This window comes from Pseudomonas synxantha BG33R, from assembly GCF_000263715.2.
Taxonomy (GTDB): Bacteria; Pseudomonadota; Gammaproteobacteria; order Pseudomonadales; family Pseudomonadaceae; genus Aquipseudomonas; species Aquipseudomonas synxantha_A.
On the sequence record NZ_CM001514.1, the window covers coordinates 1,979,414 to 1,998,301 of the forward strand.

At 58.6% G+C, this 18,888-nt stretch carries 17 protein-coding genes; 6 read left to right on the plus strand and 11 right to left on the minus strand.

Annotated elements, in window-relative coordinates; genetic code table 11:
• Window positions 1–71: 71 nt before the first annotated feature.
• Window positions 72–1,745 (plus strand): DEAD/DEAH box helicase, encoded by a 1,674-nt coding sequence (locus PSEBG33_RS18145; RefSeq protein WP_005786445.1) that lies wholly within the window; start codon window positions 72–74, stop codon window positions 1,743–1,745.
• Window positions 1,746–1,834: 89 nt separating this feature from the next.
• Here the strand turns inward: PSEBG33_RS18145 and PSEBG33_RS18140 are convergent, their stop codons facing one another.
• Window positions 1,835–2,602 carry a DODA-type extradiol aromatic ring-opening family dioxygenase gene (locus PSEBG33_RS18140; protein WP_005786447.1) on the minus strand — a complete coding sequence of 256 codons (768 nt, stop codon included), beginning with the start codon at window positions 2,600–2,602 and terminating at the stop codon, window positions 1,835–1,837.
• Window positions 2,603–2,706: 104 nt separating this feature from the next.
• Here PSEBG33_RS18140 and PSEBG33_RS18135 point away from each other — a divergent pair, with 104 nt between their 5' ends.
• A complete protein-coding gene (locus PSEBG33_RS18135) occupies window positions 2,707–3,363 on the plus strand; it encodes a thiopurine S-methyltransferase (RefSeq protein ID WP_005786449.1) in 657 nt (218 codons plus the stop codon).
• Between the two features lie 57 nt (window positions 3,364–3,420).
• On the opposite strand, the gene htpX is transcribed toward PSEBG33_RS18135, so the two are convergent.
• The gene (gene htpX, locus PSEBG33_RS18130; RefSeq protein ID WP_005786451.1) at window positions 3,421–4,308 is read right to left on the minus strand and encodes a protease HtpX; all 888 of its coding nucleotides are present in this window, start codon (window positions 4,306–4,308) and stop codon (window positions 3,421–3,423) included.
• Window positions 4,309–4,612: 304 nt separating this feature from the next.
• Complete coding sequence (locus PSEBG33_RS18125; RefSeq protein ID WP_003189906.1) at window positions 4,613–5,824, minus strand: pyridoxal phosphate-dependent aminotransferase; 1,212 nt, start codon at window positions 5,822–5,824, stop codon at window positions 4,613–4,615.
• 202 nt (window positions 5,825–6,026) lie between these two features.
• Here PSEBG33_RS18125 and msrB point away from each other — a divergent pair, with 202 nt between their 5' ends.
• Window positions 6,027–6,425, plus strand: coding sequence for a peptide-methionine (R)-S-oxide reductase MsrB (gene msrB / locus PSEBG33_RS18120; RefSeq protein ID WP_005786454.1), 399 nt, complete (start codon window positions 6,027–6,029; stop codon window positions 6,423–6,425).
• 74 nt (window positions 6,426–6,499) lie between these two features.
• Entirely contained in the window at window positions 6,500–6,985 is a 486-nt protein-coding gene (locus tag PSEBG33_RS18115) for a glutathione peroxidase (protein WP_005786456.1), read from the plus strand.
• A 22-nt stretch (window positions 6,986–7,007) separates the two neighbouring features.
• On the opposite strand, the gene PSEBG33_RS18110 is transcribed toward PSEBG33_RS18115, so the two are convergent.
• Entirely contained in the window at window positions 7,008–9,317 is a 2,310-nt protein-coding gene (locus tag PSEBG33_RS18110) for a hybrid sensor histidine kinase/response regulator (RefSeq protein WP_005786458.1), read from the minus strand.
• A gap of 164 nt (window positions 9,318–9,481) precedes the next feature.
• On the opposite strand from PSEBG33_RS18110, the gene PSEBG33_RS18105 reads away from it, so the two are divergent.
• The gene (locus tag PSEBG33_RS18105; RefSeq protein ID WP_005786460.1) at window positions 9,482–10,372 is read left to right on the plus strand and encodes an ATP-binding protein; all 891 of its coding nucleotides are present in this window, start codon (window positions 9,482–9,484) and stop codon (window positions 10,370–10,372) included.
• Entirely contained in the window at window positions 10,369–10,851 is a 483-nt protein-coding gene (locus tag PSEBG33_RS18100) for a GAF domain-containing protein (protein WP_005786462.1), read from the plus strand. Before PSEBG33_RS18105 ends, PSEBG33_RS18100 begins: the two co-directional genes overlap by 4 nt.
• 67 nt (window positions 10,852–10,918) lie before the next feature.
• On the opposite strand, the gene PSEBG33_RS18095 is transcribed toward PSEBG33_RS18100, so the two are convergent.
• From PSEBG33_RS18095 to PSEBG33_RS18065, 7 genes are all read right to left on the minus strand, one after another.
• Window positions 10,919–14,554, minus strand: a complete 3,636-nt coding sequence (locus tag PSEBG33_RS18095) for a transporter substrate-binding domain-containing protein (protein ID WP_005786464.1) — start codon at window positions 14,552–14,554, stop codon at window positions 10,919–10,921.
• An 8-nt stretch (window positions 14,555–14,562) separates the two neighbouring features.
• Window positions 14,563–15,189, minus strand: a complete 627-nt coding sequence (locus tag PSEBG33_RS18090; RefSeq protein ID WP_005786466.1) for a response regulator transcription factor — start codon at window positions 15,187–15,189, stop codon at window positions 14,563–14,565.
• 269 nt (window positions 15,190–15,458) lie between these two features.
• Window positions 15,459–15,839, minus strand: a complete 381-nt coding sequence (locus PSEBG33_RS18085) for a response regulator (protein ID WP_005786468.1) — start codon at window positions 15,837–15,839, stop codon at window positions 15,459–15,461.
• A 169-nt stretch (window positions 15,840–16,008) separates the two neighbouring features.
• Window positions 16,009–17,340, minus strand: a complete 1,332-nt coding sequence (locus PSEBG33_RS18080; RefSeq protein WP_005786469.1) for a deoxyguanosinetriphosphate triphosphohydrolase — start codon at window positions 17,338–17,340, stop codon at window positions 16,009–16,011.
• A 163-nt stretch (window positions 17,341–17,503) separates the two neighbouring features.
• Complete coding sequence (locus PSEBG33_RS18075; protein WP_005786471.1) at window positions 17,504–17,842, minus strand: hypothetical protein; 339 nt, start codon at window positions 17,840–17,842, stop codon at window positions 17,504–17,506.
• Complete coding sequence (locus PSEBG33_RS18070; RefSeq protein ID WP_005786473.1) at window positions 17,839–18,243, minus strand: phage holin family protein; 405 nt, start codon at window positions 18,241–18,243, stop codon at window positions 17,839–17,841. Before PSEBG33_RS18070 ends, PSEBG33_RS18075 begins: the two co-directional genes overlap by 4 nt.
• Before the next feature lie 2 nt (window positions 18,244–18,245).
• On the minus strand, window positions 18,246–18,560 hold the full coding sequence (locus tag PSEBG33_RS18065; RefSeq protein WP_005786475.1) for a DUF883 family protein: 315 nt from the start codon (window positions 18,558–18,560) through the stop codon (window positions 18,246–18,248).
• Window positions 18,561–18,888 lie beyond the last annotated feature (328 nt).

Sequence of the window (18,888 nt, forward strand, 5' to 3'; positions counted from 1 at the left end):
CTCTTGAGTCTCAACACGGCATGCGCAGCTTTGGAGCATGGGTCTTTGCGGATGCACTTAGAGGCAGACCCATGACCCAGGAAACCGGCGGCTTCGCCGCTTTTAATCTTAACCCGAACATTCTCGCCGCTGTCATCGCGACTGGCTACGAAGAACCTTCGGCTATTCAGCAGCAATCGATCCCGATCATCATGGCCGGCCAGGACATGATTGGCCAGGCGCAAACCGGTACCGGTAAAACCGCCGCGTTCGCCCTGCCTATTTTGCATTGTATCGATCCTGCCAAGCGCGAGCCGCAAGCCCTGATCCTGGCGCCAACCCGAGAGTTGGCGCTGCAAGTAGCAACCGCTTTTGAAACCTACGCCAAGCAAATGCCAGGCGTAACCGTTGTGGCCGTTTACGGCGGCGCGCCGATGGGCCCACAACTCAAGGCTATCCGTAACGGCGCACAGATCGTTGTCGCCACCCCGGGCCGTCTGTGCGACCACCTGCGTCGTGACGAAAAAGTCCTGTCGACCGTGAACCACCTGGTTCTGGACGAAGCTGACGAAATGTTGAAGCTGGGCTTCATGGATGACCTGGAAGTCATCTTCAAGGCGCTGCCACCGACCCGTCAGACCGTATTGTTCTCGGCCACCCTGCCGCAGTCGATCCGTGCCATTGCCGAACGCCACCTGCGCGATCCGCAACACGTGAAGATCCAGACCAAGACCCAGACCGTTACCGCGATCGAACAGGCTCACCTGTTGGTTCACGCTGACCAGAAGACCTCGGCTGTATTGAGCCTGCTGGAAGTCGAAGACTTCGACGCCCTGATCATGTTCGTGCGCACCAAGCAAGCGACCCTGGACCTGGCCAGTGCCCTGGAAGCCAAAGGCTACAAAGCCGCTGCGCTGAACGGTGACATCGCCCAGAACCAACGTGAGCGCGTGATCGACTCCCTCAAGGATGGCCGTCTGGACATCGTTGTGGCGACCGACGTTGCTGCTCGTGGCCTCGACGTTCCACGTATCACCCACGTGTTCAACGTTGACATGCCGTACGATCCAGAGTCCTACGTTCACCGTATCGGCCGTACCGGCCGTGCGGGTCGCGAAGGTCGTGCACTGCTGCTGGTGACTCCGCGCGAGCGCCGCATGCTGCAAGTGATCGAGCGTGTCACCGGTCAGAAAGTTGCCGAAGTACGCCTGCCGGATGCCCAGGCCGTTCTTGATGCACGCATCAAGAAATTGACCAACAGCCTGGCGCCATTGGTGGCTGATGCTGAATCGACCCACGGCGACCTGCTGGACCGCCTGACCGCAGATATCGGTTGCACCCCGCGTGCCCTGGCTGCAGCCCTGCTGCGCAAAGCAACCAATGGTCAAGCCCTGACCCTGGCTGCCATCGAGAAAGAGCGCCCACTGGTCCCGAACAACGCCCCGCGCGGTGATCGTCCAGAGCGTTCCGGCGACCGTCCAGAGCGTGGTGATCGTGAGCGTCGTGCTCCGGTTCCATTGGCTGAAGGTCGTGCTCGTTGCCGTACCGCGCTGGGTGCGCGTGACGGTATCGCTGCCAAGAACCTGCTGGGCGCTATCCTCAACGAGGGTGGTCTGGCGCGTGAAGCCATCGGTCGCATCCAGGTACGTGACAGCTTCTCCCTGGTGGAGCTGCCGGAAGATGGCCTGGAAAAACTGCTGGCCAAGCTCAAAGACACTCGCGTTGCCGGTAAGCAGCTCAAACTGCGTCGCTACCGCGAAGATTGATCCGCCTCTGGGCTGATTGATCGCACATAAAAAATCCCCGACTGGTTCGGGGATTTTTTTTGCCTGGGATTTCAGGCTGTGCATCTGCGTTAGCCAAAGCGGTAGATGTCCATGCCCAAGGCGCCGAGGGTGAAGCCCTGATGCGCCACGCTGAAATCACCTCCGGCACCCCGCGCAAAGTACAGCGGCAACAAATGCTCGTCGCTGGGGTGGCTGCGCACTGCATGGGGCGCCAGGAGGCGATAGTCATGCAAGGCTGTTTCGTCACCGGCAGCGAGTTTTTCGACCACCCAGTCGCGAAAGGCTAGCGCCCATGGCGTGATGGTTTCCGGCCCGGCCCGCCAGTCCAGCTCACTGAGATTATGGGTGATGCTGCCGGAGCCGATCAGTAGCACACCTTGATCGCGCAGGCTGCAGAGGGCGTGTCCAACCCGGGTTTGAAAAGCCGGGCCCATGCGGCTTGGCAGGGAGACTTGCACCACCGGAATATCCGCCGCCGGGTACATCAGCGACAGGGGCACCCAGGTGCCATGGTCGAAGGGCTGTTGGTTGTCGACGCGTGCAGTCAGGCCGTCAGCCTGCAATAACTCGACAATTTCATTTGCCAGCTGTGGATCACCCGGCGCAGGGTATTGCACCGCAAACAGTTCGCGAGGGAAGCCGCCGAAGTCGTGCCAGGTTTCGGGCGCGGCGCTGCCACTCACCAGTAACTCGTGGCTTTCCCAATGCGCCGATACCACCACAATCGCCTTGGGCCGTGGCAACGCGGCTGCCAGGGCCTGCAGCGCCGGGCCGCTGGCACCGGGTTGCAGGGCCAGCATCGGAGAGCCATGGGAGATAAACAGGCTGGGGAACATAAGAGGGGCCCTGAAGATTAATATGGGGCTATCTTCATTCAGATCATTAATCGAGATCTAATATAAGATTTAGTGTCTTTTGATCGATTTTTTCAAGGTGATGCATGGACGCAAAAATTTGGCAGGAACGCTGGGCAACCAATCAGATCGGTTTTCATCAGTCCGACGTTAATCCTTACTTGCAGCGGCATTGGTCAGCGTTGGCCCTGGCTGATGGTGCCAGGGTTTTCGTGCCTTTGTGTGGCAAGAGCCTGGACATGAAGTGGTTGGCGGATCGCGGGCATCGCGTGATGGGTGTGGAGGTGTCTGATCAAGCCGTTGAGGCGTTCTTCAGCGAGCAGGGGCTTACGCCGCAGATCGATCATAGAGGCGTGTTCAAGGTGTATCAGGCGGGCCTGGTCGAGGTGTGGTGCGGTGACTTCTTCGCCCTTGACGCAAGTGCCTTGGCTGATTGCACGGCGCTGTATGACCGCGCGGCACTGATCGCCTTGCCGCAGCCAATGCGCTCGCGATACACCGAGCATCTCGATACCCTGCTGGCCCCCGTCTGTGAGGGGTTGTTGATCACTGTCGACTACGACCAGGTACAAAGGGCTGGCCCGCCTTTCGCTGTCCCGGATGAGGAAGTGCAGTCGCTGCTGGGCCCGCACTGGAATGTGGTTACGCTGCAAGAGCGGGACATTTTGAGTGAAAGCAGCAAATTCAAGGCGGACGGCGTTACTCGGCTTGATGAGCGTGTTTATCGGCTGACCAGGCGGTAAATCACGCCCACGAAAAAGGGGCGATTCAATCGCCCCTTTTTTGTCTTGCCTGGGTTATCAGCCCCGACGACGCAGTGCGTCGATCCGCTCTTCCAGCGGCGGGTGGCTCATGAACAGGCGAGCCATGCCCTGTTTGATGCCACCGTTGATGCCAAAGGCCGTCAGGCTGTCCGGCATATGCACTGGCAGGCCCTGTTCGGAGCGCAAGCGTTGCAGCGCGCCGATCATTGCGCTGGTGCCCGCCAGGCGTGCGCCGGCTTCATCTGCGCGGAACTCGCGTTTGCGCGAGAACCACATGGTGATCGCGCTGGCCAGGAAGCCCAGCACCAACTCGGCGAAGATGGTCGCCACGAAGTAGGCAATGCCGCGACCTTCTTCGTTCTTGAAGATGACCTTGTCGACAAAGTTGCCGATGATCCGCGCAAAGAACATCACGAAGGTGTTCACTACGCCCTGTACCAGCGCGAGGGTGACCATGTCGCCGTTGGCCACGTGACCGATCTCGTGGGCCAGCACCGCCTTGACTTCATCGGGCGAAAAACGCTCCAGCAGGCCCTGGCTTACGGCCACCAGCGCGTCGTTCTTGTTCCAGCCGGTGGCGAAGGCGTTGGCCTCATAGGCAGGGAAAATCCCCACTTCGGGCATTTTGATGCCTGCTTCTTGAGATAGCTGCTCCACGGTTTGCATCAGCCATTGTTCATGGCGAGTGCGAGGTTGAGTGATGACCTGGGTGCTGGTACTCATCTTCGCCATCCACTTGGAGATGAACAGCGAAAACAGCGAGCCGGCAAAACCAAAGACCGCACAGAAAACCAACAGCTGATTGAGGTTCAGGTCAACCCCGTTGGCCGCCATGAACCCGTTGAAGCCGAACAGGCTCAGGGTGATGCTGGCAATCAGCACGACCGCCAGGTTAGTGGCCAAGAACAGCAGGATGCGCATCATGGTTGTAGGGTTCTCCTCATGCTTAATATGTCGCGTACTGCGGGGTATATAAGGTGCCGCATGGGGTGATTCAACCGAGCGACTATTTCAAACTGTGTCCTACAGCGTGAACGTAAGGCCCTGAAGGGATTTTCCGACCTGTATTGTCGGCCATGACCGGCGTGAGTTTGCCTTGCCGCCCCGTGATTATAGGGGGCACGCCTCGGGCAGGGGCTGAGTGAACTACCACCGCACGTAAGCGAGAAAGAAGTGTTGCCAGATAATCGCTGTACGACCCAATGTGAGTCGTACAGCGTCAATGTCCTTACTGGCGATAGGACTTCAGGAAGTTGCCGATGCGACCGATGGCCATTTCCAGGTCATCCACACGTGGCAAAGTCACCACGCGGAAGTGATCCGGCCATGGCCAGTTGAACGCAGTGCCCTGGACCACCAGCAGCTTTTCCGACAGTAGCAGGTCGAGCACGAACTTCTCGTCGTTGAGAATCGGGCAGACTTTCGGGTCGATCCGCGGGAACGCATACAACGCGCCCATAGGCTTCACACAGCTCACACCGGGGATCGCGTTGAGCAACTCCCAGGTGCGGTTGCGCTGCTCCAGCAGGCGACCCTGGGGCAAGATCAGGTCATTGATGCTCTGGTAGCCGCCGAGGGCGGTCTGGATGGCGTGCTGGCTCGGCACGTTGGCACACAGGCGCATGTTGGCCAGCATGTCGATGCCTTCGATGTAGCTCTGGGCATTATGCTTGGGGCCGGAAATGGCGATCCATCCGGAGCGGAAGCCCGCCACGCGATACGACTTGGACAGGCCGTTGAAGGTCAGGCACAGCAGGTCCGGAGCCAGGGAGGCGGTGCATATGTGAACGGCGTCATCGTAGAGGATCTTGTCGTAGATCTCGTCGGAGAACACTACCAGGTTGTGCTGGCGTGCCAGTTCAAGCATGCCCAGCAGCACTTCCTTGGAGTACACGGCGCCGGTAGGGTTGTTCGGATTGATGATCACCAGGGCCTTGGTGTTGGGGGTGATCTTGGCCTTGATGTCGGCCAGGTCCGGAAACCAGTCGGCACCTTCATCACACAGGTAATGCACCGGATGGCCGCCAGCCAGGGTCACGGCAGCGGTCCAGAGCGGATAGTCCGGTGCCGGCACCAGCACTTCATCGCCATTGTTGAGCAGCGCCTGCATCGACATCACGATCAGCTCGGACACGCCGTTGCCCAGGTAGATGTCCTCGATGCCGACACCTTCGACCTGCTTCTGCTGGTAGTACTGCATTACCGCCTTGCGTGCACTGAACAGGCCCTTGGAGTCGCTGTAGCCTTGGGCGGTCGGCAGGTTGCGGATCACGTCCTGGAGGATTTCGTCCGGCGCTTCGAAACCAAACGGCGCCGGGTTGCCAATGTTCAACTTGAGGATGCGATGGCCTTCCTCTTCCAGGCGCTTGGCGTGCTTGAGCACTGGGCCGCGAATGTCGTAGCAGACGTTGGCGAGCTTGTTCGATTTGCTGACCTGCATGGCGATGTGATCCTGAAAATGAACGATTCAGACGGCGTAGGCACTACCGTAGGGTGAATCCTGCGCGGTTCGCCCCCATAAATACGTTTGAATGCCGATGGCGCGGGTGCCAGACTGGCGTTTTGAAGAGGCGCAATCATACGTGCCGCCTGATCCATGGAAAAGACACAGATCAGGGTTTTTCAGTTGCCGAGGTGTACCGATGGAAAAGTTGCAGAAAACCGTTGATGAGTGGAAGGCCATGCTCGACCCTGAGCAGTACAACGTGTGCCGCCTCAAGGGCACCGAGCGGCCTTTCAGCGGCAAGTACAACGGCACCAGGACCGACGGCGTGTATCACTGCATCTGCTGTAATGAGCCGCTGTTCGATTCGACCACCAAGTTTGATTCCGGCTGCGGCTGGCCGAGCTTCTACGCGCCGATTGCCGACAGCGCGATGATCGAAATTCGTGACGTCAGCCACGGCATGATTCGTACCGAAGTCACCTGCGCCAAGTGCGACGCACACCTGGGGCATGTGTTCCCGGACGGCCCGCCGCCGACGGGCCTGCGCTACTGCATCAACTCGGTGTGCCTGGACCTGGTGCCGCGCTCGGCTTGAAGCGATAAACAGGCCCGAATGCCGGTCGGTCAAGCGTACGCGTATCACTTCTTCCCCTGAATTGAGGCATTGCCATGAGCGACTCCCTGCTGAGCATCCCTTGCACCACCATCAAGGGTGAGCAAAAGACCCTGGCCGATTTCGCCGGCAAGGCCATTTTGGTGGTCAACACCGCCAGCAAATGTGGCTTCACCCCCCAGTACAAGGGCCTGGAGCAACTTTGGCAGCGCTACAAGGACCAGGGGCTGGTGGTGCTGGGGTTTCCCTGCAACCAGTTCGGCAAGCAGGAACCGGGTAACGAAGGCGCGATAGCCGAGTTCTGCGAGCTGAACTTCGGCGTCAGTTTTCCGCTGTTCAAGAAGGTCGACGTCAATGGCAGCGATGCCCACCCGTTGTTCGTACAGTTAAAAAAGCAGGCCCCGGGGCTGCTGGGCTCCAAGAATATCAAGTGGAACTTCACCAAGTTCCTCATCGGCCCCGACGGCAAGCAGGTCAAGCGTTTTGCGCCAACGACCAAGCCCCAGGACCTGAGCCAGGAGATCGAAGCCTTGCTCAAATGACCACGATAGTGTGGGCGCAGCCTCAGAGGCTTGTCGTCGTCGGTACCCACAACTCCAGCAACGCATGGAGTTCTTCGCGGCGAAACGGCTTGGCCAGGTAATCGTTCATGCCCGCCGCCCGGCAACGCTCGCGTTCTTCGGACAGGGCATTTGCGGTCAAGGCGACAATGGGCAGGTCTGGCCAGCGCCCGCTGCGGCGAATTTGCCGGCTGGCCTCGTAGCCATCCATCACCGGCATGTTGCAGTCCATCAGCACCATATCGAAGCGCTGGTCCTCAAGCAGCTTGAGCGCTTCCCCACCATGGGCAGCCACAATCACCTCACACCCCAGCTTGCTGAGCATCCCCTTGGCCACCAGTTGATTGACCGCGTTGTCCTCCACCAACAGGATGCGCGCGCGGTGAGCCAGCGGCGCGGCTTCCATCTGGATCGGGTCGAGGATCGGTTGCGTGTTGCTGCGCAGGTTGCGTTGCAGGATCTGGTACAGCGCGTTACGGCTCAATGGACGTGCTTGTTGCTGCAGCGGTGCCAGCGCCGCGACTTCTTCACTGGGCATGAAGTTGCCATAGGCGGTGACCAGCAGAATCGGCGCGCTGATTGCCGGGCGCAAGCGGAACAAGCATTCAGGGCAGTCGGTAATCAACAGGTCAGGGGCCAGTGCGCTCAAATCATCGTCTTGGGAATAGCACCTTGGTGTCAGCCCCCAAGAGGGCAGCAGGGTGGTGAGCAGCTCTGTCAACCCGCCACCGGCATGGGTGATGGCGATTACATCACCTGTGAGTGGTGTATAGCGCGTGGCAGGCAGATGAGTGGGTAGCGGGAGGTCGGCGCAGAACTGGCTGCCAAAGCCCACCTCCGAGCTGATACTCAAGCGGCCTTGCATGGCTTCACACAGATTGTGCGTCAAGGCCAGCCCCAAACCCGTACCGCCAAATTGACGGGTGATGCCCGCTCCGGCCTGGGTGAAGGGTTGGAAGATTTTTACCTGGGCTTCCTGGGCGATACCGATGCCGGTATCACAGACTTCAATATTGACCCTGCCTTCCAGGGCACGCAGGCGCACATCGACCCGGCCGAAGCGGGTGAACTTCAAGGCATTGGAAAGCAGATTACTGACGATTTGCCGCACCCGGGTCGGGTCGCCGATGACCTGGGCGGGAAACTGTGGATCAATCAGGCACGTCAGCTCGACACTCGGCGCCGCATTCTGCGACAGCAGGTTGGCAGTGTCTTCCACCAGTGAGCCCAAGTCGAAGGGGATATGTTCCAGTTCCAGTTGGCCGGCATCGAACTTGGACAGATCGAGAATATCGTTGAGCAATTCGACCAGCACTTTGCCCGAGTCATGGGCGATCGACAGTTGCTGGCGCTGCTCGGCATTCAGTGAGCTGTCGAGCGACAGTGCAATCATCCCCAGCAGGCCATTGAGCGGCGTACGGATTTCATGGCTCATATTGGCGAGGAACGCGGCCCGTGCCTGTGCCATACCCAGCGCGGTCATCCTGGCTGCTTCCAGTTCATCATTGGATTGGCTCAAGCGTTGGTTGCTGGCCTTGAGTTCAAGGGTGCGCGCCGAAACGATATTTTCCAATTGGCCCAGGTATTCGGTGAGGCGGTCCTCGGCGTGACGCCGCTGATGGATCTCGGTTTCCATGTTTTCAAATTGCTGGTTGGCGACGTCGACCAATACGCCGATTTCGTCGTGCTCATGCCCCGGCGGGCAATCCAGGCGTGCCTGTTTGCGGGTACTCAACTCTCGGATAATACGTACCAGTGGTTGAGTGAGCATTACGTAGAATAAGCCCAGCAAGATCCCGGTCAGCAGCAGGCTGCGGGTAAATCCGTTGAGCAAGGTGATCTCGGCGCGATGCAGGAAACGGCTGCCAAAGGCATAGGTATCGACGTCGAGGCGCAATACACCGAGGGATTCGTTGGGCATATGGTTGAGAAACAGTCGGTCCTCGAACTGACGATTGGCGCCAAACAGAAAATCGCTGACCGGGCGATAGTTGCTTTCCTTGCGCGGGCGGTTGACGTCGGCCAGCACCGCGCCATTGTTGTCGATCAGCTGCGCACGGGTAATTGCAGGGGAGTGCAGCAGGCCCAGGGTCAGCTCCTGGGCGAGTTCGGCATCGATGTTGTAGGCGATACGCGACGCGGGGTTATGGCTGATTTCAATCAGTGAGCGTATTTCACGGTTGATGGATGCGTCTTCACTGGCATAATCAATGCCGATTTGGATCAGGCTGAGCAAGGTTCCCAACACGAAACCGACCAGCACAGTCAATCTGGCTTGTTTATAAGACAAGCGGTGGGCGAACTTGATATCCATCGAGTGTTGAACCACTTCACGTTTCCTTTCGCCCGGCAAGCATAGCTGAACATCCCCAAGCTTCAGCTTGCCGGGCACGAATCGTTTTTTGACGCAGCCTCATGCGGTCTGCCGCAGGGTTGTCAATACGCCATCTTTTACAAGAACTTGCCAGAGGAATAATCATGGATTCTCGATTGAATGCCTTCCTTGAGCGGGCCGACGCCGTACTTGCTCGCCTGGAACCCTTATTGCCGGCCCCGCGCCAAGCCATCGACTGGCGCCAATGCCTGGCCGCTCGTTGGCAGCGCGAAGGTCGCAGTGGCTTCCTGTTGCCGCTGGAAGTGAGCCTGGATATGCGCTTGTCGGACCTGATTGGCGTCGACAAGCAATGTGAACAACTGGCGCGTAATACCCAGCAGTTCCTCGATGGCCTGCCCGCCAACCACGCGCTGCTGTGGGGTTCTCGCGGCACCGGCAAGTCTTCCATGGTGCGTGCCTTGCTGGCTCAGCACGCCACGGCGGGTCTGCGCTTGATCGAAATCGAACGCGACCACCTGGCCGACCTGCCGCGCGTGGTCGAACAGTTGATAAAACTGCCGCAGCGCTTCATTTTGTTTTGCGATGACCTTTCGTTCGAAGCCGGCGAAGGCGATTATCGCGTGCTCAAAAGCGTGCTGGACGGTTCCCTGGAGCAGGCGCCGGAAAACGTGCTGTTGTATGCCACGTCCAACCGCCGTCATCTGGTGCCGGAGAACCAGAGCGACAACGACAACTGGAAACGTGTGGATGGCGAGTTGCACCCGAGCGAGGCGGTAGAGGACAAGATTGCCTTGTCGGACCGTTTTGGCTTGTGGCTGTCGTTCTATCCGTTTTCCCAGGAGCATTTCCTGGATGTGGTGGAACACTGGATCGGCGAGTTGGCCGGCAAGGCCGGCTTGCAGTGGCAGCGCGATGAGCAGCTTGATGTACTCGCGGTGTGCTGGGCCACAGGGCGCGGCAACCGCAATGGTCGTTGTGCCTATCAGTTTGCCCGTTACTGGGTAGGTCTTAAATTGCTGGAACGTCAACCATGATCGATTTACAACAAGCCGGCAGCGGTCTCGATGGCTACGCCATGCTGTGTGCACAACTGGAGTCATTGCTGGCGGATGAGCGTGACTTTATTGCCAACAGTGCACAGTTTTCTGCGTTTCTGTTCAACCAGCTCGATGACCTGAACTGGGCAGGCTTGTACCTTAATCGCAATGAAGAACTGGTGCTTGGGCCGTTCCAGGGTCAGATAGCCTGCGTACGTATCCCTTTCGGCCGTGGCGTATGTGGCGCTGCTGCGGCTTCACGACAAACCCAGCGGGTGGAGGATGTGCATGCGTTCCCAGGCCATATCGCTTGTGACAGTGCCTCGAACAGTGAGTTGGTGGTGCCATTGGTCAAAGACGGTCAGCTGATTGGCGTGCTTGACCTCGACAGTCCCTCACTGGCCCGTTTTACACCTCAGGACCAGGCAGGGATTGAACGGCTGGCGGCGATTTTCCTGCGGCTGACCGACTGCTGAACCTGCAAGCCAAGGCAGAGGAGTGCAGGAGCGAGTGACTCGCTCCTGCCGTTGCGGGCCCGGGCGTTTATTGGCCTTGCAGCTCGGCCAGTTGAACCTGCAGCATCCTCTCCAGTTCCAGCATGAGATGCTCCAGCGCCTTGATGCCGGTTTCAATGGTTGCCCACTCTTCATTGCGAGCGCAGGTTTGCTCCAGCGCTTCGCATTGCCCAGCCAATGAATGGGCCTGAACGATACGGGCTGCGCCCTTGATTTTGTGGGCTTGCTCAATGATCTCAGGGGGTTGGGCCTGCCGGTTCAACAGCGTGACAAGCGCCTGACGGTCGTCACGGCTGCTGCTCAGCAGCTCCTCCAGCAGGCGTCGACTCAATTGCGGGTCGCCGCCGGTCAACGCTTGCAGGCACTCGAGGTTCAGGCGCTGGTTCGCAGGTTTGGGGGCGATTTGCGCCAGTTGTCGTTCCAGTACGGTCAGGCTGATGGGCTTGAACAGGCAGTCATCCATGCCGGCCTGCACGCAACGTTGTCTTTCCTCTGGCTGGGCATTGGCGGTAAAGCCCAGCACCACGCAAGGTACCAATTGTTCGCGTTGCTCATACTCACGGATTGAACGGCTCAGCTCATAGCCATTCATGATGGGCATGTTGCAATCGGCGATCACCAGGTCGAAATGCTCCTTGCGCCAGGCCTGGAACCCTGCAGCACCGTGCTCGGCGGCAGTGAATTGATGACCCAGGTAGCCCAGTTGCTGGCACATCAGCAGGCGGTTCGCCGGGTGGTCGTCTACCACCAGTACATTCAGCACCCGAGTGGCGGCCGGCGCTTCAGGCTGTTGCTCACCCACCACCGTGATCGTTTGCAGGCGGGGTACGCTCAGGTTGACGTGCACCTGGGTACCTACCATGGGCACGCTGCTCAGGCTCAACTGGCCGCCCATCATGGCGCACAGGCTGCGGCAGATCACCAGCCCCAGCCCCGCGCCGCTCCTGGCCAGTTGACCGGAATTGTCCGCTTGGGCAAAGGGTTCGAACAGACGCAGTTGATCCTCCCTGCTGATGCCGATGCCGGTGTCTTCCACCACCAGCTTCAGCTCGATCTGCTCCGGTGCCTGGGTCGGCTGTACTTCCACCTTGATCTTCACCTGACCTTGCTCGGTGAACTTGATCGCGTTGCTCACCAGGTTCGACAGTACTTGCTTGAAGCGCAGAGGATCTATCAGCACTTCGATATCGTTCAGGTCGGGCTTGAATTCCAGCAGCAGGCTGAGGGTTTTCTGGCGTGCGAGACCGTCGAAGACACGCACCACCGACTCAATCACCTCGCGCAGGTTGACGCGCTCCGGCGCCAGGCTGAGACGGCCGGACTCGATACGTGCGATGTCCAGGATGTCACCGATCAACTCCAGCAGATCCTTGGCCGAGTTGTACGCCACTTCGATGGCCGGGCGGTCGAGATGCCCTTGATCGGCGCGCTTGAGCGTCAGTTCGAGCATTCCGATCACGGCGTTCATGGGCGTACGGATCTCGTGGCTCATGGTGGCAAGGAACGTGCTCTTGGCGCGATTGGCCTCATCGGCCCGCTCTTTGGCGGCGCGTAGCTCATCAAACAACTCGCGTCGGTCGCTGATGTCGATCCAGCCGCCGATGATGCCCTGGACTTCGCCTGTGGAGTCGCGGTACGGCAGGATCCAGTGATAGATCGTCAGTTTGCGCTCGTGGATATGCAATGTGCGATCCAGGATCAGCGGAATGCCCTCGGCCACTACGCGCAGATAGTCGGCATGGTATTGCGCCGCCTCCGACTCCAGGGCCATGCTCATCTGGGTGACGCTTTTGCCGATCACGTCTTCGCGTTTGACGTCGAATACCTGCAGGTAGCTGTCGTTGCAGGTTTGCAGCAGGCCGTTGCGGTCACGCACGTAGATCGGATGGGGGGTTTCATTGACCAGCGCACGCATGAATTCGAATTGGTCGTTCAGGGCCCGTTCGGCCATTTTGCGGTGTTTTATCTGGCGCCGCATGTAGGCGTTCCAGGTCAGGGAAATCAGTAGCAACAGCCCGGTGCCGATGATGATTCGAGATATCAATTGATGGTAGTTGCGCCAGTAGCTGTCGGACGCGGCGGTGTAACCCCGCCAACGACTGTTGATCACGCCCATTTCATCCGGGGCGATGCTGAGCAGCGCCTTGTCGAGGATTGAGCTCAGCTCCGTGGCGTGGCGCGATGTCGCCAGGGTATAAGTTGCCGGCGTAGTGCCAATGCTGGCGCTGATCTGCAGCTTGTCCTGAAAAGCCTTGGCAGACAGCAGGTAGTTGGCGATCACCAGTGTGCTCACCGCGCCATCCACTTGGCCTTGTGCGAGTAACTCCGATGCCCTGAAAGTATCACTGGTTTCGACCAGGTGAACCTGGGGAAAATCGTTGGTCAAGGTCTCGATCAAGGGGTTGCCCTGGGTTATCGCCAGGCGCTTTCCTGCCATTTGTGCGATGTTCGCGGGTGGCCCTGGCTCCTTGCGTGTCAACAATACGTAGGAGTTTTCCAGGTAGGGTCGGCTGAAATTGAGCTGCGAGTCCCTTGTGTTGCTCGGCACAATGGCCCCGATCATATCGACCTTCTGGCTGGTGACCTGATCGATCATCGCGTTGACATCACGCCCGCGTACGATCGAAAAGCGTAGGCCGGTGCGCAGGCGAATCAGCTCCAGGAGATCGGCGGTAATGCCGCGAAAGTTGCCGTCCGCATCGAAGAACGTGAGAGGCGCGAAGGTTTCATTGACGATCACCTTGACCACCGGATGCTCTTTAAGCCAGCGCTCTTCGCGTTGGGTCAGTTGCAATTTCTTGTCGGTGAGCAGGATATCGCTGCCGGCGCTCCAGCGTTTGGCGATGCTGTCTCGTTCGGTGATGGGGACCGCAGCCAGGACCGCGTCGACAATGCTCAGCAGCACGCGGTTATCTTCACGCATGGCGAAGCTGAAACCATAAGCCTCATGCTTGCCGAAATTGGCCATGCGGATGTTTTTGAGATAACCCTTGTTGATCATGTAGTGGGTGGAAATGGTGTCACCCAGAAACACATCCGCCTGGTCGAAGGCCACCGCATTCAAGGCGTTCTGATAAGACGGATAGGCGCGGATGATGGCCTTGGGGTACAGCTTTTCTACCTCATTGAGCGGCAGGTAATGGTAGACAAGGCTCAAGCGCAGCCCGTCCAGGCCCTCGTTGAGGCTACGGGTTTCTCCCTCGCGGGTGACCAGTACCGGTTGGTCCACGGCGTAGGGTTCAGAGAGGATAAGGTTCGGTGTCGCAGCCTCAAAACCGTTGGATGAGCCCAACAAGTCGATTTCCCCGGTTTCCAAGGCTCGAATGGCTGCATCCCGGGACGGGTAGCGCATTACGTTGACCGGCAAGGAGAGTGCTTTGGCCAACAACCCCGCGTAATCGGCGGTCAGCCCTTCATAATCATAGCCGCTGGACGTCAGGTCGAATGGCGGGTAATCGGGCGCGGAGGTGCCCAGCACCAGTTCGCGTTTGTTTTGTAGCCACTGGTGCTGAGCCTTATCAAAATGAGTGCCGAGTTGAACGGCTCCCGCACGACTCAATAAGGTGAAGCGTTCCGGGTTTGTTTGGTGCTCTGCGAGCACGGCAGTGCTGAAGTACAGACCGGCACTCAATATAATCAGATAGTCCTTTATACGCCTGGGCATCCGCTTTCTCACACTAGCGCGTTTCGTTTTGCCATCTCGATGAGTTCTACCAAGGATTTGGCTTTGAGTTTTTGCATTAACCTCTTTTTATAAGTACTGACAGTCTTGTTGCTCAAAAACATGCCTTTGGCTATTTCCTTGTTAGTGCGGCCTTGTGCAAAAAGTTGCAAGACCATCAGCTCCCGGTCATTGACTGTCTTGAACAGTTCCAGTTCTTGTACATCCAGGCCTTCCGTTCCGGGGCCGTTCAACGCCTGGCTGGGGAAGTAGTTGTAACCGGACAGGACCGCACGGATGGCGCTCAGCAACTCGCTCAAGTCCCCTTCCTTGCACACATAGCCCTCGGCACCCGAGCGCATGCATCGCGTGGCGAACAGCGTAGGGCATTGCGCCGTGAGCACGAGGGTTTTCATCGAGGTGTTCATGGCGTTGAATCGGCAGAGCACCTCAAGGCCGTCGAGTTTCGGGATGCTGATGTCGAGAATCACCAGGTCTGGAAGGCATTCGCGGACCATCTGTATCGCATCGCACCCATTGTCTGTTTCGCCGACGACCTTGTAACCCTCATGCTCCAGTAACATTCGAATGGCAAGCCGGATTACCGGGTGGTCATCGATAATAAAAACTGAGTTCATAATTACATTCCATGCTGGTGCAAATAAAGCGGGCACATTAGCTCAGAAGATGAGGGTGCAGCATGAAGCGCACAGGGAGTAAATGCAAAACAGGAAAGTTCCTACATTTAATAAGGCAAAAGCCTATAAGTTGTCAGGGTGGCGTTACAGGGTATATCAATAATTTGAAGGTGGTTACGCCAACAAACGGGGCCTTGGATTTTACGACGGGCCTTATAGTGTTTTTCGTTGAAAATGGTGTTTAAGTTCCTACATGAGAGAGTTAAAAGTTAACCTATTAGCCTTTCCAACTCATCTTTGTTCAAGGGCTTGGATAAATAGCCAAGCAGTGGAAGACGTCGTTGCAAGGCTTGCCTGCTCAGGTTGATCAATTCCTGCATGGGTAAGCCGCTTAACAGAATGGCGCCAGTGATGAAGCGCTGGCGGTTGGCGATTTCGATCAGTTCAAGCCCTGGCAGGTCAGGCAGGCATTGGTCACACAGCATCAGGTCGAAGGGGTGTTCGGACCGACTCATCGTGTGTATGGCCTGCTCGGCATTTTCCACGGGTGTCAGTTGCTCGAAGCCGAAGCTTTTGAGCAAGCACTGGGTGGCCAGAAGTTGAAAAGGGTGATCCTCCACCAAAAGAATACGAAGAGAGTGTCTGGGCATAAAAGTGCACACAGTGATGCAAGCGTCGATGGGGGCGGTAGGAATTGCGCGGCTGGCCCGTTAGGAGCGTGCGTGATTATTCTTCGGGCGCCTGTACGAATTCGATCAGGCCGCTCTGTTCCCATCGTAGGGCGATTCGTTTCAGGGAACGGGCGGCTTGATCGGATCGTTATTGAGGGCTGGAACGCCCGGTCATCTCCCGTGCCATTTCAGTGGCGTAGCTGTCGGTCATACCGGCGATGAAGTCGATCATCCGCAGGAACGAGGCGTGCAGCGGCCAGGCCGGATCCGGCGCGCTATTGCCCAGCAAGTCCAGAATGCGCCGATTCTTGAATGACGGCGTGCGCCCGCCATGTTGTTCAAGGGCCGCGCCGCAGAAGGCGTTCAGCAGGATTTCCAGGGTGGTGTAGGCGCCGATTTCGTGCAGTGTCTTGCGCTTATCCTGGAAGATCTTCTTGCGCGCCATGTCCTTGGCATCCAGCACACAGCGCTTCGCCGGCCCGTGCATATGCTCGACCAGATCACCCGGCAGCGTGCCAGCGAGCAGGGCGTCCTGCTGTTCGACAAAGGCCTGCGCCGCCGCATTGGTCAGGTGCTCAATCGCTTTGCCGCGCAAGATCGCCAGCTTGCGGCGCCGAGAGTCAAGCGGGCCCAATTGGCGGTACGTCTGCGGCAAGTCATCGCCCACCAGATCAAGCAACAGCGACTCGACTTCGGCGTACTGCAGCAGCTCCATTTCCAAGCCGTCTTCCAGGTCGATCAGCGCATAGCAGATGTCGTCGGCCGCTTCCATCAGGTATACGAGCGGGTGACGGGCCCAGCGTTGCTCTTCAAGCTGGGGCAGGCCGAGCTTATGGGCGATCTGCTCCAGAATCGGCAGCTCGCTCTGGTAACAGCCGAATTTGTGCTTCTTGTAGCCCAGCGAGTCGGCGTGGCGGGCGGTCCAGGGGTACTTGAGGTATGTCCCCAAGGTGGCGTAGGTCAGCCGCGTGCCGCCGTCGAACTGATGGTATTCAAGTTGGGTCAGTACACGAAAGCCCTGGGCATTGCCTTCGAAGTTGAGAAAGTCATTGCGTTCGGCGCTGCTCATGTCGTCCAACCAGCCGCGCCCGGCGGCCTGTTGGAACCAGTGGCGAATGGCATCCTCGCCAGAGTGCCCGAACGGCGGGTTACCGATGTCGTGGGCAAGGCAAGCCGATTGCACCACCATGCCCAGGTCGCTCGGGTCGCACCAGTCGGGCAGGGCGCCGCGCAACGTTTCACCCACGCGCATACCCAGGGAGCGGCCGACGCAACTGACTTCCAGCGAATGGGTCAGGCGCGTGTGGATATGGTCGTTGCTCGATACCGGATGCACCTGGGTCTTGCGGCCCAGGCGCCGGAACGCGCCGGAGAAAATAATGCGGTCGTGGTCTTTGTGAAAGGGGCTGCGGCCCAGTTCTTCAGGGCTGTGCAGAGGTTTTCCCAGGCGTTCGCGGTTCAGCAGGGTGGGCCAATCCAAGGCAACTACTCTCCGTTCGGTGAATGACATCCGCCAGCTTCCCGTTTCCGGCGTGGCGGAGCAAGCAAAAATCTACAGGTCGGCGGTGCGGGCGAAAAAAGGCCCGGCACCTGTTGAGGAGGGCCGGGCCACTGGTATCGGCAAGCTAACCGCTGGCAAAGGTTTAACCCTTGCGTGAGCCTTGCATGGCCAATTTGATCAATGGGATCAACCCTGCACCCAGCCGCACCAGACGTGTCACGCTGCTGATACTGCCGCCCTTGGCGCCCTTGCCGGTGAAAAAGCCCATCAGCGTTACCGCCGCCACGCCCCACAGTGGCGCGTGCTTGATGCCCAGGCTGTCCTGCCAGTTGTGGCGCATGTTGCGCATTTTCTGCAGAGGGGCCATCAGTTGCTGGGACTCATGGCGGATTTCCTGGCGGTGCATTTCCATGCGCAGGCGGATCAGCGTCTTGCGCATTTCCCGGCGGGAGGTATTTTTCGGGATCTCGGTCATGCTCATGGCAGCAGGCGCTCCCGGTCGTTGGCCAGCTCTTCGAGCGTGGCGTGGAAGGGCGTGGATTCATCGAACACCGCCGCTTTCAGGCGCACACCGCAGAAGGCCGCGGCCAGGCTATAGAACACGCAAAGGCAGATGATCCCTGTCAGGCGGTAGCCGGTATCCCACACCAGGATCATCACCAGCGTCGACAACCCTACCAGCAACAGCAGGGCGAACACCAACGCCAGACCGGCAAACAACAACAGGCTGACAGTGCGGGCCTTTTGCTCCTGCAATTCGATGCCAAACAACTCGACATGACTGTGCAGCAAGCCCAGCACAGCGGCGCCCAAGCGCCGGGAGGTGGAGCCGCTTGCCGAAGAGTGTGCGCTCGTTGATGAGCTGGATTCGCCGATAGACATGATTAGCGCCTTGTAGCCAGCAGACCGATCAAAAAGCCCACGCCGGCAGCGATGCCGACTGACTGCCATGGGTTGGCTTGCACGTAGTCTTCGGTGGCGGTGATGGCCGCCTGACCGCGCTCGCGCAGGGAGTCTTCGGTCAGTTGCAAGGTCTCGCGGGCCTTGAGCAGGCTCTCGTGGATCTTGGTGCGCAGTTCGTCGGCCTGATCGCCGGCCAGTACTGCGGTGTCGTCCAGCAACCTTTCGGTATCACTGACCAGGGTTTGAAAATCCGCCATCAGTATCTCTTGAGCAGTCTTTGCTGTTTTACCGGCCATGGTTGTCTCCGTGTGTGGCTGATCTGTACGTGTGGTTTCGAGTCGCGGCGTTCGCTGAAGGTTCACTGCAATTGTGTGGTACAGCTTTTGCTTTGCATTGGTGCGCAGGCTCCGAGGCCCGCGCCGAATATGGGCGGTCGGGGCGCAAGCCTTGAAAAACCTTACCCTAAATAACTAAAACCCGCGGAAAAACCCTGTCGGCAACGGTCAGTTGTGTTGATCGCTGCGCTAAAGCGGTTCGTGCCCTCCCAAGAGGGACGAAACTGGTGGTACCCATTTAGTGCACCAACCCTCAGCTTGAACCGATTTGGTGCTTTTTGCCTTGATG

Coding starts and splice junctions, on each gene's coding strand:
- PSEBG33_RS18145 (WP_005786445.1), top strand. CDS start 72: ATGACCCAGGAAACCGGCGGCTTCGCCGCTTTTAATCTTAACCCGAAC.
- PSEBG33_RS18140 (WP_005786447.1), bottom strand. CDS start 2,602: ATGTTCCCCAGCCTGTTTATCTCCCATGGCTCTCCGATGCTGGCCCTG.
- PSEBG33_RS18135 (WP_005786449.1), top strand. CDS start 2,707: ATGGACGCAAAAATTTGGCAGGAACGCTGGGCAACCAATCAGATCGGT.
- htpX (WP_005786451.1), bottom strand. CDS start 4,308: ATGATGCGCATCCTGCTGTTCTTGGCCACTAACCTGGCGGTCGTGCTG.
- PSEBG33_RS18125 (WP_003189906.1), bottom strand. CDS start 5,824: ATGCAGGTCAGCAAATCGAACAAGCTCGCCAACGTCTGCTACGACATT.
- msrB (WP_005786454.1), top strand. CDS start 6,027: ATGGAAAAGTTGCAGAAAACCGTTGATGAGTGGAAGGCCATGCTCGAC.
- PSEBG33_RS18115 (WP_005786456.1), top strand. CDS start 6,500: ATGAGCGACTCCCTGCTGAGCATCCCTTGCACCACCATCAAGGGTGAG.
- PSEBG33_RS18110 (WP_005786458.1), bottom strand. CDS start 9,317: ATGGATATCAAGTTCGCCCACCGCTTGTCTTATAAACAAGCCAGATTG.
- PSEBG33_RS18105 (WP_005786460.1), top strand. CDS start 9,482: ATGGATTCTCGATTGAATGCCTTCCTTGAGCGGGCCGACGCCGTACTT.
- PSEBG33_RS18100 (WP_005786462.1), top strand. CDS start 10,369: ATGATCGATTTACAACAAGCCGGCAGCGGTCTCGATGGCTACGCCATG.
- PSEBG33_RS18095 (WP_005786464.1), bottom strand. CDS start 14,554: ATGCCCAGGCGTATAAAGGACTATCTGATTATATTGAGTGCCGGTCTG.
- PSEBG33_RS18090 (WP_005786466.1), bottom strand. CDS start 15,189: ATGAACTCAGTTTTTATTATCGATGACCACCCGGTAATCCGGCTTGCC.
- PSEBG33_RS18085 (WP_005786468.1), bottom strand. CDS start 15,839: ATGCCCAGACACTCTCTTCGTATTCTTTTGGTGGAGGATCACCCTTTT.
- PSEBG33_RS18075 (WP_005786471.1), bottom strand. CDS start 17,842: ATGAGCATGACCGAGATCCCGAAAAATACCTCCCGCCGGGAAATGCGC.
- PSEBG33_RS18070 (WP_005786473.1), bottom strand. CDS start 18,243: ATGTCTATCGGCGAATCCAGCTCATCAACGAGCGCACACTCTTCGGCA.
- PSEBG33_RS18065 (WP_005786475.1), bottom strand. CDS start 18,560: ATGGCCGGTAAAACAGCAAAGACTGCTCAAGAGATACTGATGGCGGAT.